This is a genomic window from Azotobacter salinestris, from assembly GCF_009363155.1.
GTDB lineage: Bacteria > Pseudomonadota > Gammaproteobacteria > Pseudomonadales > Pseudomonadaceae > Azotobacter > Azotobacter salinestris.
On sequence record NZ_CP045302.1, the window covers coordinates 200,626 to 217,060 of the forward strand.

At 63.0% G+C, this 16,435-nt stretch carries 14 protein-coding genes; 9 read left to right on the plus strand and 5 right to left on the minus strand.

Annotated features, from left to right (window positions below; translation table 11 throughout):
- Positions 1-3 precede the first annotated feature (3 nt).
- The 8 genes from GCU53_RS01110 to GCU53_RS25655 all read left to right on the plus strand — a co-directional run bounded on the left by GCU53_RS01110 (position 4) and on the right by GCU53_RS25655 (position 8,832).
- Positions 4-402 carry an acetone carboxylase subunit gamma gene (locus GCU53_RS01110; protein WP_244306982.1) on the plus strand — a complete coding sequence of 133 codons (399 nt, stop codon included), beginning with the start codon at positions 4-6 and terminating at the stop codon, positions 400-402.
- A 77-nt stretch (positions 403-479) separates the two neighbouring features.
- Complete coding sequence (locus GCU53_RS01115; RefSeq protein ID WP_152385982.1) at positions 480-2,615, plus strand: hydantoinase/oxoprolinase family protein; 2,136 nt, start codon at positions 480-482, stop codon at positions 2,613-2,615.
- A gap of 51 nt (positions 2,616-2,666) precedes the next feature.
- Entirely contained in the window at positions 2,667-4,943 is a 2,277-nt protein-coding gene (locus tag GCU53_RS01120; protein ID WP_152385983.1) for a hydantoinase B/oxoprolinase family protein, read from the plus strand.
- The gene (locus tag GCU53_RS01125) at positions 4,940-5,806 is read left to right on the plus strand and encodes a hypothetical protein (protein WP_152385984.1); all 867 of its coding nucleotides are present in this window, start codon (positions 4,940-4,942) and stop codon (positions 5,804-5,806) included. The genes GCU53_RS01120 and GCU53_RS01125 overlap by 4 nt, the downstream gene beginning before the upstream one ends.
- A 315-nt stretch (positions 5,807-6,121) precedes the next feature.
- Positions 6,122-6,820, plus strand: coding sequence for a CoA transferase subunit A (locus GCU53_RS01130; RefSeq protein WP_152385985.1), 699 nt, complete (start codon positions 6,122-6,124; stop codon positions 6,818-6,820).
- Positions 6,821-6,853: 33 nt separating this feature from the next.
- Positions 6,854-7,510, plus strand: a complete 657-nt coding sequence (locus GCU53_RS01135; RefSeq protein WP_152385986.1) for a CoA transferase subunit B — start codon at positions 6,854-6,856, stop codon at positions 7,508-7,510.
- A 282-nt stretch (positions 7,511-7,792) separates the two neighbouring features.
- Positions 7,793-8,551 carry a helix-turn-helix domain-containing protein gene (locus GCU53_RS26735; RefSeq protein WP_208845413.1) on the plus strand — a complete coding sequence of 253 codons (759 nt, stop codon included), beginning with the start codon at positions 7,793-7,795 and terminating at the stop codon, positions 8,549-8,551.
- Positions 8,509-8,832 carry a transposase gene (locus tag GCU53_RS25655; RefSeq protein WP_208845415.1) on the plus strand — a complete coding sequence of 108 codons (324 nt, stop codon included), beginning with the start codon at positions 8,509-8,511 and terminating at the stop codon, positions 8,830-8,832. The genes GCU53_RS26735 and GCU53_RS25655 overlap by 43 nt, the downstream gene beginning before the upstream one ends.
- Here GCU53_RS25655 and GCU53_RS01145 read toward each other — a convergent pair whose 3' ends face one another.
- From GCU53_RS01145 to GCU53_RS01165, 5 genes are all read right to left on the minus strand, one after another.
- A complete protein-coding gene (locus GCU53_RS01145) occupies positions 8,833-9,828 on the minus strand; it encodes an enoyl-CoA hydratase-related protein (protein ID WP_244306987.1) in 996 nt (331 codons plus the stop codon).
- Positions 9,829-9,960: 132 nt separating this feature from the next.
- Complete coding sequence (gene bktB / locus GCU53_RS01150; RefSeq protein ID WP_152385987.1) at positions 9,961-11,148, minus strand: beta-ketothiolase BktB; 1,188 nt, start codon at positions 11,146-11,148, stop codon at positions 9,961-9,963.
- Between the two features lie 97 nt (positions 11,149-11,245).
- Entirely contained in the window at positions 11,246-12,298 is a 1,053-nt protein-coding gene (locus GCU53_RS01155) for an NAD(P)-dependent alcohol dehydrogenase (RefSeq protein WP_152385988.1), read from the minus strand.
- 488 nt (positions 12,299-12,786) lie between these two features.
- A protein-coding gene (locus tag GCU53_RS01160) for an IS630 family transposase (RefSeq protein WP_208845417.1) occupies positions 12,787-13,736 on the minus strand; the annotation gives its coding sequence in 2 pieces (ribosomal slippage) (positions 12,787-13,395 and positions 13,398-13,736; 948 coding nt in all).
- Between the two features lie 265 nt (positions 13,737-14,001).
- On the minus strand, positions 14,002-14,961 hold the full coding sequence (locus GCU53_RS01165) for a LysR family transcriptional regulator (protein WP_152385990.1): 960 nt from the start codon (positions 14,959-14,961) through the stop codon (positions 14,002-14,004).
- Positions 14,962-15,083: 122 nt separating this feature from the next.
- Between GCU53_RS01165 and GCU53_RS01170 the strand changes: the two genes are divergently transcribed.
- The gene (locus GCU53_RS01170) at positions 15,084-16,307 is read left to right on the plus strand and encodes a fumarylacetoacetate hydrolase family protein (RefSeq protein WP_152385991.1); all 1,224 of its coding nucleotides are present in this window, start codon (positions 15,084-15,086) and stop codon (positions 16,305-16,307) included.
- The last annotated feature ends 128 nt before the right edge of the window (positions 16,308-16,435 follow it).

The following is a 16,435-nucleotide window of genomic DNA, read 5'->3' on the forward strand; positions in this document are numbered from 1 at the left end:
AAAATGAAAGTTCTGATGACCGAATATCTGCGCATCGATCTCGATTCGAAAAAGTGGGAGTGCCGAGTGTGCGACCACGAGATCGGGTCAGCGACCAAGAGCTACAAGGAAGGCATGCTCGTCTACAACCGCGATCCGCGCGAGATTCATCCGCCCATCATTGACCCTGAGAAGTACCGCTTCACCTTCAGTCCCGACCCGGAGTGGGTGCGCATTCTTGAGTACTACTGCCCGCACTGCGGAACCATGGTCGAGACGGAATATGCCATTCCCGGCCATCCGCCACTGCACGACATGCAGCCGGACCTGCCGGCCCTGCGGGCGCAGTGGGCCAAGCGCGAGGAAATCGCGAAGCCGGTCGTGGGTCCCGAGGTACTGGCCGATCAGGGCCACAATCACTAAGCCACCGTCAACTGCCGGTAAGCATCCCTGCCCTTGATCCGGGCGGTGCCGGCGCAAAAGAATAATAAGGAGATAATATGAGACGCGTTTCAGTCGATATCGGTGGCACGTTCACCGATTGTTTCGTGGTCTGGGATGGCAAGTACATCGAGGCCAAGGCTCTGACCACACATCACAACCTCGCCCTGGGCTTCAATGAAGCTCTGAGCAAGGCCTATCACGACCTCGGCCTGGAGCTCGAGGAAATCCTGTCGCAGGTGGACTCCGTCCGCTACGCCACCACGCTGGGAACCAATGCCCTGATCGAACACAAGGGGCCCAAGATCGGCATGCTGGTTACTGCCGGCTACGAAGCCACGGTGCCGTTGTCGCGTGCTCGCGGCTACGGCGAGGGGCTGGACAACCTGGGCCAGCAGGACATGCCCAACGCTCAGCGTCCCGACCCGTTGGTGCTGCCGCACATGATCCGCGGGGTGCGCGAGCGCGTAGACTTCCAAGGCGACCTGGTCATGCCGCTCGATGAGGACGACGTGCGCACTCAGATCCGCGAGCTGGTGGACCGCGGCGCCGAAATCATCGTGGTAGCGCTAATCAATTCGGTGGTGAATCCGGCGCACGAGCAGCGCATCGAGGAGATCCTGCTCGAGGAATACCCGTCCCATCTGCTGGGGGCGATTCCGGTGGTCTTGTCTCATCAGGTGGCGGGCCGCAAGGGCGAGTACGTGCGGGCGACCTCGGCCATCGTCGATGGCTACCTGCACTCGACCATGTACCACGCCCTATCCGCGCTCGAACAGAACCTGCGGGCCCATCGCTACGAGCAGCCGATGCTGGTCATTCACAACTCTGGCGGCATGGCCCAGCTCAATTCGACGGACGCCCTGCAGACCATCCACTCCGGGCCGGTCTCCGGCATCGGAGCCTCTGAACACCTGGCCATGCAGTGCGACTTGGGCAACGTAGTAGCAACCGACATGGGCGGCACCAGCTACGACATCGGCATTGTGGTTGAGGGTGGCATCAAGCACTACGACTTCAATCCGGTGATCGATCGCTGGCTGGTGTCGGTGCCCATGGTGCACCTGGTGACCCTGGGTGCCGGCGGTGGCTCCATCGCCAGCTATGACCGCATGTACAACACGGTGAAGTGCGGGCCCGAGTCCGCCGGCTCCGATCCCGGCCCGGCCTGCTACGACCGCGGTGGCATGCGTCCGACGGTGACCGACGCCGACCTGTTGCTGGGCTACCTGGACCCGGAGAACTATGCGGGCGGATCGATTCCGCTCAATCCGCGTCGTGCAGCGGCTGCAGTCGAGGACGCGCTGTGCGACGACCTCGACTGCTCGGTCATCGAGGCCGCACTGCTGATCCGCGAGAAAGTGGACGACAGCATGGCCAACGGGCTCTTCACCGAGCTGCGCGCCCGCGGTTATGACCCCAAGGACTTCACCATGCTGGCTTACGGCGGCAATGGGCCGCTGCATTGTTGCGGCATCGCGCAAAACCTGAACATCGACAAGATTCTGGCGCCTCCGTTCAGCTCGGTGTTCTCGGCGGTCGGAGCCGGCAACATGCACCAGCTCCACATCCACGAGACCTCGCTCTACATGGTGTTGTACGACTCGAACACCCGCCACCTGTTCGACGACTACGACCGCTTCAACGCCATCGTCGGCGAGCTGAAGGAGCAGGGTACCCAGGATCTGCTACGCCAGGGCGTGGCCCGCGAGGACATCTGCCACAACCTCGAACTGGATTTGCGCTACGGCAACCAGCTGGTGCAAACCACCGCGGTCATTCCCAAGCACGAGATACATGGTCCGGCGGACGTGCTGGCGATCATCGAGCAGTTCTCCAACGACTACGGCAAGCGTTTCGGCAAGGGTTCGCAGGCGCCGGAGGCTGGTATCCGCATCAACACCATTCGGGTTGCCGCGTTCGTTCGCCACGAGACAGTGCAGTTCGAGGATATCAAGCCGGTGCCAGTCGGACAGCGCAAGTCGCCGCCGCCGCCGTCGGCCACCCGCAAGTGCTATTTCGTCGGCTACGAGGGGGCATTCGAGACGCCAGTGTGGAGCCGAGGGGAGATCGAACCCGGGGTGCAGATCACCGGCCCCGCCATTATCGCCTCCGAAGTGACGACCTTCCTGGTCAATCCGGGCTGGAACTTCGTCGCCGCCAAGCAGGGTGCCTCCTGGTTCCTGCGGGCCTGATAGCCACGGGATAACCATCGACCATATTTCATTTTCATACAGGATTTGAACATGAACGAGATCGCTACGCCTGTAAGGGCAAAAACGCCGAGCGCTGATGAGCTGGCGCTGATCCAGAAGTTCCTCAGCGACACCACGTTGTTCCTTGGGCCGGACCCGGAGATCATGCAGAACCACGATCTGATGCCCCGGACCGAGGCGGAGGACGAGGCCATCCGCAAGATGAGCGACGCCCACACAATCGCCAAGATCCGTGATCGCATCCAGGCCGGCTGCGACGAAGGCTATGAGATGGTGGAGCAAATGGGCGCAGCGCCTGGCGCCAAGTGGGGCGACGTCATCACGGGGGTGTATTCGGCCTCGGGCGATCTCGCCATCGCCAGTGCTGGCGGCGTGCTGATCTTCTCCGCTCTGGTGCACCACCCCATCAAGTTCATCATCAAGAACTGGATGAACGATCCCACCGTGGGGGTGCGCGAAGGCGACGGCTTCATCCATAACGACGCGCGCTATGGCAACGTGCATAACACTGACCAGAGCATGATCCTGCCGATTTTCCACGAGGGGAGGTTGGTGTGCTGGGTAGCCTCCACCGTGCACGAGGGCGAGAACGGCGCGATCGAGCCGGGCGGCATGCCATCCATGGCTGAGAGCCCGTGCGATGAAGGCCTGAAAATGAGCCCCTTCAAGGTGGTGGAAAACTACGAAATCAAGCGAGACATCCTGACCTTCCTACAGAACTCGGTGCGCGAGCCCAAGCTGCAGTACGAGGACATGAAGGTCAAGCTCTTCGCTTGCCTGCGCATCAAGCAGCGGATCGAAGAAACGCTCAAGACCGACGGCCCGGACGCCATGGTTTCGACCCTGCGCCTGACCATGGAGAACGTCCGCGCCGAGGTGAAGCGCCGCATCAGCGAATGGCCGGACATGACGGTGCGCACCTACATCATCCAGGACTCGACCCTGCGCGAAAACTGTGTGGTGAAGATTAACTGCAAGCTCACCAAAACCGGTGACCGGCTGATCTTCGACTTCCGCGGTTCGGCACCGGAATTCACCAATCGACCGACCAACACCATCGTCGCCGGCCTCAAGGGCATGCTATCGCAGGTTTTCCTGTGCTACGTGTGGCCGGATCTACCGCGCGGCCAGGCGGCCTTCGCACCGATCGAGGTAATCACCGATCCGCACTCGATCGTGAACTGCTCCTATGATGCGCCAAACTCGCAAAGCCTGATGTCGATCTTCACCGGCTTCACCGCCGGCCAGCACGCAGTGGCAAAGTTCCTTTACAGTTGCTCGGAGAAATACACGAAGGTACATGCTCCGACCTTTAACATGATCAATACCTTCATTTGGGGCGGAGTGAGCCAGCACGGCGAGACCCTGGGCAACCTCTGTGCAGACCTGAACGGAATGGGGGGCGGCGCCAGGGTGGACCGCGATGGCGAGCACGCCTTGGCACCAATCTTCGCCACCATGGCGGACATCGGTGAGCAAGAGCTGAACGAGGAGGACGTGCCTTTCCTACAACTAGTGTCGAAGAAGATGACGCGCGACGCTATCGCGCCAGGCAAGTATCGCGGTGGCCAGGGTTACACGATGATCGTGGCGACCAAGGACAGCGAGCAATGGGGCTTCATGACTACCTGCCAGGGCGCCAAGATCCCGCCAATACAGGGTCTGTTCGGCGGCTATGCATGCGGTACCTATCCGCTCTCCAAAGTTAAGGGCGTGGATGTGTATGACGTGCTGCTCGAGACGCCGGAAAAGTTCAAGCACTCGATCGAGGAGATCATGAACGAGCAGCCCTTCGAAGGGGCGAGCTACACCACCCACCACATGGGCATGGGCTTCGAGATCTCCAAACGCGGCGAACTGTTCATGATCTCGCAAGGCGCCGGTGCCGGTTACGGCGATCTGCTGGAGCGCGACCCGGCGGGTGTCATTCGCGACATCGAGGAGGGCCTGATCTCGCAGGACGTCGCCGAGCGACTGTACAAGGTCAAGTTCGACCCGCTGACGCTGGCGATCAACCACGAGGCCACCGCCGCGGCCCGCGATACCGAGCGCAAGGCGCGTCTGGCCCGCGGCGTGCCTTATGCCGAGTTTGTCAAGTCGTGGAACAAGCCGACACCACCATCTTACCTGCAGTACTTCGGCTGCTGGGGCGATGATATCGACAAGCTCTATATGGGAGGCGCCGACAAGTTCCGCGCTGCCGACGAGCCCAAGCCCAACTACATGGCGCATCCGAAGGATGTGCGCATCGCCGAACTCGAGGCACGCCTGGCGGCACTCGGCGCGATGGGAGGTGAAAAGCAATGAGCCAACATCTCGCCGACGATCTGCCCGGCGGCACGGGCGGTGGACGCCTGCGGGTGTGGCTGAAGGCTTCGGCCTACACCCGAAGGCTGTTGTTGGGCACAGGAGGCGACCCTTGGTTGAGTGCGCCGCAGTACCTGGCCTACTTCAGTCAGGCCCAGGGCCTGCTGCGACCGGACGTGGCGGTGGTGGAAGTCGGCGAGCTGTTCGATTCCTGGCTGTCTCGCCACCCGGAGGTGGCAGCGGAGCTGGGGTCGAAAAGGCGCCTGTCCTTCCCGCTGCGCAAGCTGCTGGAGCAGGAAGAGCCACGCCAGATCCTGGCCGAGGTCGTGGAGGCGGTCATCGCCAACCTGCGCGGCCAGACGCCACTGGTGCTGGCCATGCCGTCGCCCAAGCACTGGCTGCATCATGCCAATATGCTGGCCGGGCGGATCGAGGTCGAACTAGAGCCGGACGGGATCGAGGATGCCGCCATGTACATGGCTGACCTGCTGCGCTCCGTTTCCGCCTACCCGGTGGGTGGTGTGCTGCTGGAGGAGCAGCCCGCCGATAGCAGCATGGGCGTGACCGACGTCGAACGCTATCGCCCGCTGATCAACGTGGCCAAACACTATCGTTGGTCGCTGGCCTTGCGGCCGCACGGTGGCTCGGCCTTGGCATCGCCCGCGCTGGCCGAGTTCGATGCGGTGATCTCGCCGACCATCCGGGTGCCGAAGCCGGCATCAAGCGGCGTGGATGTGGGCGCCGCTCTGTGGCATGGCGGCAGCTTGCCGGTCCTCGACCAAGGGCAGTTCTACTTCGTCGAGATCCCCGCTGAGCAGCAGCCAGAGTTCGTACTGGAAAGTCTCGTCCGGCTGCGGGCTTGATCTGTCGGGCAAGCGTCGCGGCGCGCCGTGACGCCTGCCCGACCTTCTTGTCACCCTTTGCCCTCCCCGGTTTCCCATGCTCTCTGCCTCCTTAGGTATGGAGCGTGTGAAGGCCCTGCAGCTGTACCGCTAGGCATTGAGCGAGTGAAGGGCCTGCAGTTGCAGGTGCCTGATACCGCGGGAGGGACTTTTTAGGGTAGGCAGTGGCATTAAAACTGGGCTGTACCTTTGCTCTTAAAGGCACTGCTCTCAACTTGACATCGCTCTCCGCCAGCGGCGCTGCGGAAGCAGGACAACAACAAGAGGCAGAACAGCATGGCCGGACTCGACAAGCGCGTGAACACCTACGAAGAAGCCCTGGCCGGGCTCACCGACGGCATGACCGTCCTGGCCGGCGGCTTCGGTCTGTGCGGCATCCCGGAAAACCTGATCGCCGAGATCCGCCGCCGCCAGGTCAAGGGGCTGACGGTGGTCTCCAACAACTGCGGCATCGACGGCTTCGGCCTGGGCGTGCTGCTCGAGGACCGGCAGATCCGCAGGATGATCGCCTCCTACGTCGGCGAGAACGCCCTGTTCGAGCGCCAGCTGCTCGACGGCGAGCTGGAGGTCGAACTGACCCCGCAGGGCACCCTGGCCGAGAAGCTGCGCGCCGGCGGCGTGGGCATACCCGCCTTCTACACCGCGACCGGCTACGGCACCCCGGTCGCCGAGGGCAAGGAAGTGCGCGAGTTCAACGGCCGGCACTACATCCTCGAAGAGGCGATCAGCGGCGACTTCGCCCTCGTCAAGGGCTGGAAGGCCGACCACTTCGGCAACGTCGTCTACCGCCACACCGCGCAGAACTTCAACCCGGTGGTGGCCAGCGCCGGGCGGATCACCGTGGTCGAGGTGGAGGAGATCGTCGCGCCGGGCGAGCTGGAACCCAGCCAGATCCACACCCCCGGCATCTACGTCGATCGCGTCATCCTCGGCCGCTTCGAGAAGCGCATCGAAAAGCGCACCGTGCGCGCCTGATCCTGCCCACCCGACCGAACAAGAGAGACTGCCATGGCACTTTCCCGCGAACAGATGGCCCAGCGCGTGGCGCGCGAGCTGAAAGACGGCTACTACGTCAACCTGGGGATCGGCATCCCCACCCTGGTGGCCAACTACGTGCCCGAGGGCATGGACGTGATGCTGCAGTCGGAGAACGGCCTGCTCGGCATGGGCGCCTTCCCCAGCGAGGCCGAGGTCGACGCCGACATGATCAACGCCGGCAAGCAGACGGTGACCGCGCGTCCCGGCGCCTCGATCTTCTCCTCGGCCGAATCCTTCGCGATGATCCGCGGCGGCCATGTCGACCTGACGGTGCTCGGCGCCTTCGAGGTGGACGTCGAGGGCAACATCGCCTCCTGGATGATCCCCGGCAAGCTGGTCAAGGGCATGGGCGGCGCCATGGACCTGGTGGCCGGCGCCGACAACATCATCGTCACCATGACCCACGCCTCCAGGGACGGCGAGTCCAAGCTGTTGGCGCGCTGCTCGCTGCCGCTGACCGGCGCCGGCTGCATCCGCAAGGTGCTCACCGACCTGGCCTACCTGGAGATCGAGAACGGCGCCTTCGTGCTCAGGGAGCGCGCGCCGGGGGTGAGCGTCGAGGAAATCGTCGCCAGGACCGCCGGCAGGCTGGTGGTGCCCGGGCAGGTGCCGGAAATGACTTTCTAACATCCGCCCAGCCAAAACCGGGTGATGTATCCGGAAACCAGGGTTTTGCCCTGGTTTCTGCATTTTAGAAGCGCACCTCTTCTGCGTCGGCCAGCAGATGCTGTCGGGCCATCCACAGGTTCGATAAGGCGAACAGCGTCGCCCATTATGAAGTGTTCTTGGCCACTCATTATTGTTTTCTCGTTGATCGGCACAACAGCTCAGAAATACCCCCGACCGGCGGCTAGTGCAGTTTCATAGATGTAGTTATGAAAAATGCGGCGTCGGGCGATGCTATGGCCCATGAAAGCACCTTTATTCGTTCGCCCTTTGAGTACCCAGGAACGGCAGGCCCTGCAAGCGGGTCTGCGCGCTCGTGAGGCCTTCACGCTGCGACGCTGCCAGATCCTGCTGGCCAGCGCCGACGACAAGACCGCCACGGAAATCGCCGCCCTGTTCGGCTGCGCCACGCAAACCGTACGCAACACCCTGCGGGCCTTTGCCGCCGAGGGGGTGTCTTGCCTGACGGAGAAGTCGCATCGGCCCAAACGTGTCCGTCCCTTGCTTGCGGGCACGCAGGCCGAGCGCTTGCGCACCTTGCTGCACCGCAGCCCCCGCGATTTCGGCAAGCCCACCCGCTTGTGGACCTTGAGCCTGGCCGCCGAAGTGGCCTTCGAGCAGGGGCTGACCGAACGGCAGCTGAGCCATGAGTCGATCCGCCAGGCGCTGATACGCCTGGGTGTGGGTTGGAAGCGGGCCAAGACCTGGATTACCAGCCCGGATCCCCACTATGCGCGCAAAAAAGCGACGCGACTGGCTGATCGAACTGGCCACAACGCACCCGGACTGGGTGCTGGGTTTCCAGGACGAGGTCTGGTGGAGTCGTTTTGCGCGCCCGTCCCTGAAGGCCTGGAGCGCGGGTCCGGCCCTGCGCCTGCAGCAGTTGCCGGCGGATCCGCAGGATGCCGAACCCAAGGCGCTGAGCTGCTATGGCCTGCTGCGCGCCGACACGGGGGCAGATGCTGCTGCGCTTCGTCAAGGGCCGCCCGGTCAGCCAGGTGACCGAGGACTTCCTGGCGTGGGTCTGCGAGCGCCTGGCGAGCGAAGGGAAGAAGGCGCTGCTGATGATCTGGGACAACGCCAGTTGGCATATCAGCTGGATCGGGGCGCACAACCGCCGGGCCAGGGCCGAGGGTGGCGTACGGATCGTAACCTGCCGCCTGCCGAGCAAGAGCCCCTGGCTGAACCGGATCGAGCCCAGTTGGGTGCATGGCAAGCGGGCGATCCATGAACCCGAACGCCCATTGACGATCGCCGAGGTGATGGAGCGAGTCTGCACCTAATTACGGTTGTGAGCAGCTCCCACCGCTTGAACAGAATGTTGGTTGAAACTGCACTAGGTGGGCGCAGAAGTCGCTCCTCAATTCCGGGCTTTTTTGCGTGCCAACTGATCGCTGAGGAACAGTTCGACCATGGCATGGGCGACATCGGATTTTCGCCAGTGCCGCGAAAGTGCGCGCCTCGAGCTCCAAGGCCTCGTCCAGTGATAGCACAGCCTGTCGGACGACTGCTGTGAGGATAGCCTCTGGCGCCGGATAGTGAGGGTCAAGCTTCCCTGCGTGGTGCTGCTGCACAGCAGCCAGCAACGCCTGGCTCTCCGGAGTCACACGGGGGGGCTGCTGCTTGCGGGCGCGGTAGGCGGCGACCGGCAGCTCGCCATTGGCTGCCATGCGTAGCAGGTTCAGCGCAGATCCGCGTAGCTTGTCGGCAGCGACAATACGGTCGACCGCACCTTGCTCCAGCGCCAGGGCTGAACTATTCGGGGTGCCGGAGAGCAGCCAGTCGAGCGCCGCCTCGGCACCGATTAGCCGGCTCAGGCGCACGGTGCCGCCACAGCTGGGGCAAACGCCCAGCTTCACCTCAGGCAGGCCGACCCGAGCGTCTACCGCCAGGACCCGGAAGTCGGCCGCCAGCGCTAGCTCGAAGCCGCCACCCAGCGCCAGGCCGTTCACCGCTGCCACGGTCGGGAACGGCAGATTTTCCAGGGCACTGAACAGTGCTTGTCCCCGGCGCACCCACCCCAGTAGCTCACCTTCACTGCGGGAGAAAGCTGCGGTGAACTCGGTGACGTCGGTGCCGATGCCGAATACGGGCTTGGCGCTGGCGATCAACAAGCCCTCGACCTCATGGCTGTGGCGTTCAAGCAGTCGGACGACCTCTGCCAGCTCGCCTAGAGTCAGGCTGTTCAGCTTGTTAACGGAGGAGCCCTGCAGGTCGAGGATCAGCTCGACCAGTCCATCTTCCAGTGATTTGAGGCGTATCGCCTTGCCGTTGTACATGCCGTGAGCTCCTTATTGTTTTTGGTTCGCGGCCGCTCGGGCCGCACGCTTTCGGACCGTCGCCGCGCGGGCGACGGCCAGGTCGAAACATTCGGGAAGCGGGCGCGGCCACGCCGGACCGCGCCCGGCCGGTCAGTCGCGCTGCAGCAGCACCGCGATGCCCTGGCCGCCGCCGATGCACAGGCTGACGATGGCGTAGCGGCCCTGGATGCGGGCCAGCTCGTAGACCGCCTTCACCGTGACGATGGCGCCGGTGGCACCGATCGGATGGCCCATGGAGATGCCGCTGCCGTTTGGGTTGAGGCGCTCGCGCGGCAGCTCCAGCTCTTGGGCGACGGCCAGTGCCTGGGCGGCGAAGGCCTCGTTGACCTCGAAGACATCGATGTCGCCAACACTCAGGCCGTTGCGCTCGAGCAGTTGGCGGATGGCCGGAACTGGGCCGATGCCCATGATGCTGGGGTCGACGCCGACCACCGCGTAATCGATCAATCGGGCCAGAACCTGGCGGCCCTCGGCTTCGGCCTTGCTGCGCGCCATCAGCACCAGGGCGGCGGCGCCGTCGTTGAGTCCGGAGGCATTGCCGGCGGTGACCGTGCCGCCCTGCCTGAACGCCGGGCGCAGTCCCTCTAGGTCGGCGAGGGTGCAGCCATGGCGGACGTGCTCGTCGGTGTCGAACAGGGTCGTGCTCTTGCGGGTCTTCAGCTCGATGGGCAGGATCTGCTCCTTGAAGTGTCCTTGCTCAATGGCCCGCTGGGCGCGGTTATGGCTTTCGACGGCCAGTGCATCCTGCTGCTCGCGGCTGATGCCGAACTTCGCGGCGACGTTCTCCGCGGTCACGCCCATGTGGTACTGGTTGATCGGACAGGTCAGGGCACCGACCATGGGATCGACGGTCACCCCGTCGCCCATCCGCTGGCCGAAGCGCGTCGTGGGCAGGTGGTAGGGCGCGAGGCTCATCGACTCGGCGCCGCCGGCCACCGCCGTGTCGCAGAGGCCGAGCTGGATCTGCTGAGCCGCGCCGATCACCGCCTGCAGGCCGCTGCCGCACAGGCGGTTGACGGTCAGCGCCGGGGTCTGCTCGGACAGGCCGCCACGCAGCGCCGCCATCCGGCTCAGGTACATGTCTGCCGGCTCGGTATGGATGACGTTGCCGAACACGCAATGACCAATGCTGGCCGCCTCAATTCCCGCCCGGCGCACCGCCTCGGCGACCATCAGGCCGGCCAGTTCACTGGGTCGGTGGCTCTTTAGGCTGCCACCGAAATCGCCGATGGCTGTGCGTACCCCGCTGACGATGGCAATTCCTTGTTGTTTTTGCATAACGATCTCCACATTGATAATCGGGTTTTTGGCTCCGTGCTTAGGAGTCTCCGGAGAGGCTGAGAGGGGGCGCCTTCTTAATCAAAACCGAAAGGGGTCAGTCGAAATGAATGACTGGCTTGATGATTCCATCTGCCTTGGTAGTCATCATGTCCAGCGCCTTGTGGACTTCAGAAAACTTAAAATGGTGAGTCGTAAGTTTGGTTGGATCAATTCGTCCATTCTGAATTAGTCGCAGTAGGCGTTTCATTCGCTCGCTACCGCCAGGGCAGAGGAGGGTGGTAATGGTTTTTTCTGCCATGCCAACTCCCCAGTCGAGTCGAGGAATATTGATGTGGTCGCCGTGGCTAAAGTAGCCAATATTTGAAATTATACCGCCAGGACGAGCCACCTTTATACAGTTCTCAAAGGTTGATTGAGTGCCGAGAGCATCCATGGCAGCATCGGTACCTTGGCCATTAGTCAGTCTAAGTATTTCGGTAATCGGATCTTTCTCTTTGAAGTTGATCGTTATATCTGCACCGTAGAACTTGGCAAGCTCAAGTCGAGATGGGACACAGTCAACTGCAATCACAAGGCCGGCTCCGAGCATGCGAGTGCCTGCTACAGCCATCAGTCCAACCGGCCCCATTCCAAAAATAACTCCAGAACCGCCTAGGGGGATACGCGCATTTTCAGCACCTTTAAACCCTGTTGACATCATGTCGGTTGTGTAGCAAGCGGCTTCATCTGATACCTCATCGGGGATTAGCGCTAGGTTGGCTTCAGCATCATTTAAATGGAAGTATTCGGCCATGTTGCCGTCTTTTTGAATTGTAAACTTATAACCGCCCAGCATCGTGCCACATTGGGATGTGAAGCCCCGTTGGCAGTTCTCGCATTTGTAGCAGGGTGTAATTGCATTTACAGCAACACGGTCGCCAATTTTAAATCCTTTTACAGCGCTGCCCAATTCATGAATCACGCCTACCGCTTCGTGACCCAAGATTCTATCGGAGATATCTCCTAGTCCACCAGAAACCGTGTGAACGTCTGATGTGCAGACCATGGCAATAGTTGTTTTGATAATTGCGTCATTGGGCCCTGCGGTTGGGATAGGCCGCTCAAGAATTGCAACGTCATTTAAGCCGCGCATCACCAGTGCTTTCATTGTTTTGCTCATTTCTCACCATGAAAATTGAGATATGTGTTTGCTGTTGTGTTTTTAATTGTGACTGAAGTTTATAGATGTGTTTGATATAGGCTTGCATATGTTGTGCCAAGTGTTTTTCATTGCTGGGATTAATATGGATTTCTCATTGAATACAATACGTTACTAAATACAAAAATAATTGTGATCAATATGGTCTGTCCGAGTTTCGAACGCTGTTCGGTCGATGAAGTTTTGATGTCGTACGGTAGGGGCGGGGTGATGGCAAGATCTGGCCGTTTCGGTAGGGGGCGCTAGGTGTTTGGTCCCGGAGAGTCCTGGTCTATGGTATGAGCCTCTCTCGGAGGATGATCCATGGCTCAGGTTCTTCACAAACGCGCCACGACCACGCCCGCCATTCGAGCAGAAATACAGCGATCGCAGGATTCGATCGCGACGCTGAGCCGGCGCTACAACCTCAACCCCAAGACGGTTCGCCTAGAGCCTTTTCATCCTGACCGGCCATAACCGCAATGACGGATATAACGTTCGCATTCGGCGGCCGGAAAGCGCTCCAGCAAGGTGCCGATGGCCGACCACAGGGCATCGACCGTGCGGGCGGCGGCCTTGCGCCGCAGCGCCTTCAGCTTCGCGAACACCTGCTCGATCGGGTTGTAGTCCGGACTGTACGGCGGCAAATAGCACAGCTCGGCACCGCGCGCCTGGATGGCCTCCCGCACACCGGCAACCTTGTGCGAGCCGAGGTTGTCCATCACCACGATGTCTCCGGCGCCCTGGGTGGGCGCCAGCGCCTGCTCGACCCAGGCGCGAAACGCCTGCCCGTTGATCGACCCGTCGAGAACCAGCGGAGCGACCAGCCCGTCGCTGCACAGCGCACAGACGAAGGTGGTCGTCTTCCAATGACCCTGGGGCACCTGTCCCGGGCAGCGCCGCCCGCGTGGCGAGCGTCCCCGGCTCGGGCTCATGTTCGTGCTCGCCCAGGTCTCGTCGAGAAACACCATGCGGCGCACGTCGAATCGGGATTGTTCTTTGGCCCAGGCGTGGCGAGCCTGCGCTACGTCGGCACGTTGCTGCTCGGCGGCCTGGAATGACTTTTTTTGAGCGTCAGCCCCAACCGTCCCAGCGTCTTCCACAGCGTGGTCAGGCTCACCCGCACGCCATGCTCGGCCTCGATCCACTGGCACAACTGCGTCAGTGTCTGCTCGGGCACCGCGGCCACGCGCTCGGTCAGCGCCCCTTCGAGCCCCTGGAGTCGAGGGGGTACGTGGTTGCACTGGAGCCCGGCACTGACCTGGCCCAGATGCTGTCGCGAGCGTGCCCGCGCCACATAGGACTCGCTCACCGCGAAGCGCCTGGCCACCTCGCGAGTCGAGCCGTCGGCCGCCAGCACCCGATCGCGCAGATCCTGCCCGTAGGCCTGCCCTCGACGCCATCCCATGAGCCACCTCCCGCGTTGCCGAACCCATGCTTCCGTTCAGCTTGGCTGCCCGATCCCGGCTCGGCCACAACCACTAGTCAGGCCAAAAATGCTCTAGGGGGTTGAGGTGGTAGCGCCTGCTCAGCGTCGCGATCGAATCCTGCGATCGCTGTATTTCTGCTCGAATGGCGGGCGTGGTCGTGGCGCGTTTGTGAAGAGCCTGAGCCATGGATCATCCTCCGAGAGAGGCTCATACCATAGACCAGGACTCTCCGGGACCAAACACCTATTCCGGCATGCCTTCCCGGCGCAGGCGGGCGAACTCCAGCAGAATGTCGGCGAACTCCTGTGCCGCTGCAGGCAGGGGCTCGTCCTTGCGGGTGATGATGCCGTACTCCAGCGGCTCGACATGGAACGCCGTGTTCAGCACCCGCAACTGACCGCTCTGCAACTGCGACTGCACCATCGACTCGGGCAGCATGGCGATCATCGGGTCGGACTGCAGCAGGGTCAGGAAGGTCTGCATGGAGATGGTTTCCACGGTGTTGCTCGGCGTCCTGATGCCGAATTCGGCGAAGGCCTGTTCCATGCGGCGGCGGATCGGCGTGCTCACCGGGTAGAGGATCCAGGGCCAGCGCTCCAGCTCGGCCAGAGGGACCTCCTCGAGCCGGCCGAGGGGATGATGGCCGTTGACCACCAGGCAGAAGGGCTCGGGGCCGAGTCCCCGGTAGTCGAAGATCTGCTGGTAACGCTCCTCGGTGAAACGGCCGATGATCAGGTCGAGCTTCTTTTGTTCGAGCATCTCCAGGAGCTGGTTGCTGGTCTGCTCCATCACCTCGATGGACAGCAGGGGCCGCTCGGCCTTGATCCGCGCGATGGCTTCGGGCAGCACGACGGCGGTCGCGGCGAAGATGGCGCCTACCTTCAGGTAACCGTGGCCGCCCTTGCTCAGCCGGTTCACCTGTTCGACGAATTTCTGTGTGTCGTTGAGGGTCATGCGGGCGTAGCGGGCCACGTACTCGCCGAGCTCGGTCGGCGGCATGCTGCGCGGCAGGCGCTCGAACAGGGGAAAGCCCAGCGCTTCCTCCAGGTCGCGGAGCATCTTGCTGACCGCCGGCTGGCTGAGGTTCATCTGCTCCGCCGCCGCGTGCATGTTGCGGGTGCGGGCGAGGGTGTCGATCAGCACCAGATGCTTGAGCCTGAGCCAGTTGCACAGGCTGGAGAAGGAAATGTCGGAGCCGGACATCGGAATACTCGGGCAATTCGATAACTGGAAGATATCGGATCTTGAAGATTTGTCATTGGGATTTATCGACCGGGTTCTCTAGCTTGAGTCCATTCCTTTCCTGGACCCACAAGGACTTTCCGATGACTTCCCTGAGACTTGACCCGGCCAACACCTTGCCCGTCGACGGCACCGCCGGCACCCTGATCGGCCGCGCCTGGGTGCCCGGCAAGGTGGCCGGACCTTCGCCGATCGTGCTGCGCGGCGAGGACGTGTTCGACCTGTCCGAGCATTTCGCCACCCTCAGCGACCTGCTGGAAAGCCTGGCGCCGCTCGAGCAGGTGCGCAGCCTGCCGGGCCGGCGCCTTTGCAGCCTGGAAAGCCTGCTGGACAACAGCGGCTGCGCGCCCGATCCCGCCCGGCCGTTCCTGCTGCCGCCGGCCGACCTGCAGGTGATCAAGGCGGCCGGGGTGACCTTCGCTGCCAGCATGATCGAGCGGGTGATCGAGGAGCAGGCCGGCGGCGACGCCGGCAAGGCCGAGAGCGTGCGGCAGATCGTCCGCGCGGCGATCGGCGACAACCTGCGCGCCATCAAGCCCGGCTCCGAGGCGGCGGCCCGCCTCAAGGCGCTGCTGGTCGAGCAGGGCCTCTGGTCGCAGTACCTGGAGGTCGGCATCGGCCCGGACGCCGAGGTGTTCACCAAGTCGCCGGTGCTGGCGGCGGTGGGCAGCGGCAGCGAGATCGGCATCCACCCGCGCTCGCAATGGAACAACCCCGAGCCGGAGGTGGTGCTGGCGGTCAACAGCCGCGGCCAGGTGCTCGGCGCGACGCTCGGCAACGACGTCAACCTGCGCGACTTCGAGGGCCGCAGCGCGCTGCTGCTGGGCAAGGCCAAGGACAACAATGCCTCGTGCGCCATCGGTCCCTTCATCCGTCTGTTCGACGAGCGCTTCAGCCTGGACGACGTGCGCCAGTGCGTGGTCGAGCTGCGGGTGGAGGGCCGCGACGGCTACCGGCTCGAGGGCACCAGCTCGATGCAGCAGATCAGCCGCGACCCGCTGGAGCTGGTCGCCCAGACCATCGGCGCCAACCACCAGTACCCGGACGGCTTCCTGCTGTTCCTGGGCACGCTGTTCGCGCCCACCGAGGACCGCGACCAGCCCGGCGGCGGCTTCACCCACAAGCTGGGCGACAAGGTGAGCATCGGCAGTCCGCTGCTGGGCAGCCTGCACAACCGGGTGAACCACAGCAGCCAGGCCAGTCCCTGGACCTTCGGCCTGCGCGCGCTGATCGGCAATCTCGCCGCGCGCGGCCTGCTCAATGGCCGGCTGGCGCCGGCCCCGGCGGCCGAGCTGGTCGGCGACTGAGGCCATCCGGCAGGCGCGGGTCCGACCTGGCCGGGGGCCGGGCCCGCACATGCATCACCACCATGCTGGCCGAGGGGGGCCGAACATGTGAACTAGACGCACCGTCCGCTCGACACCGGGCGTCGCCC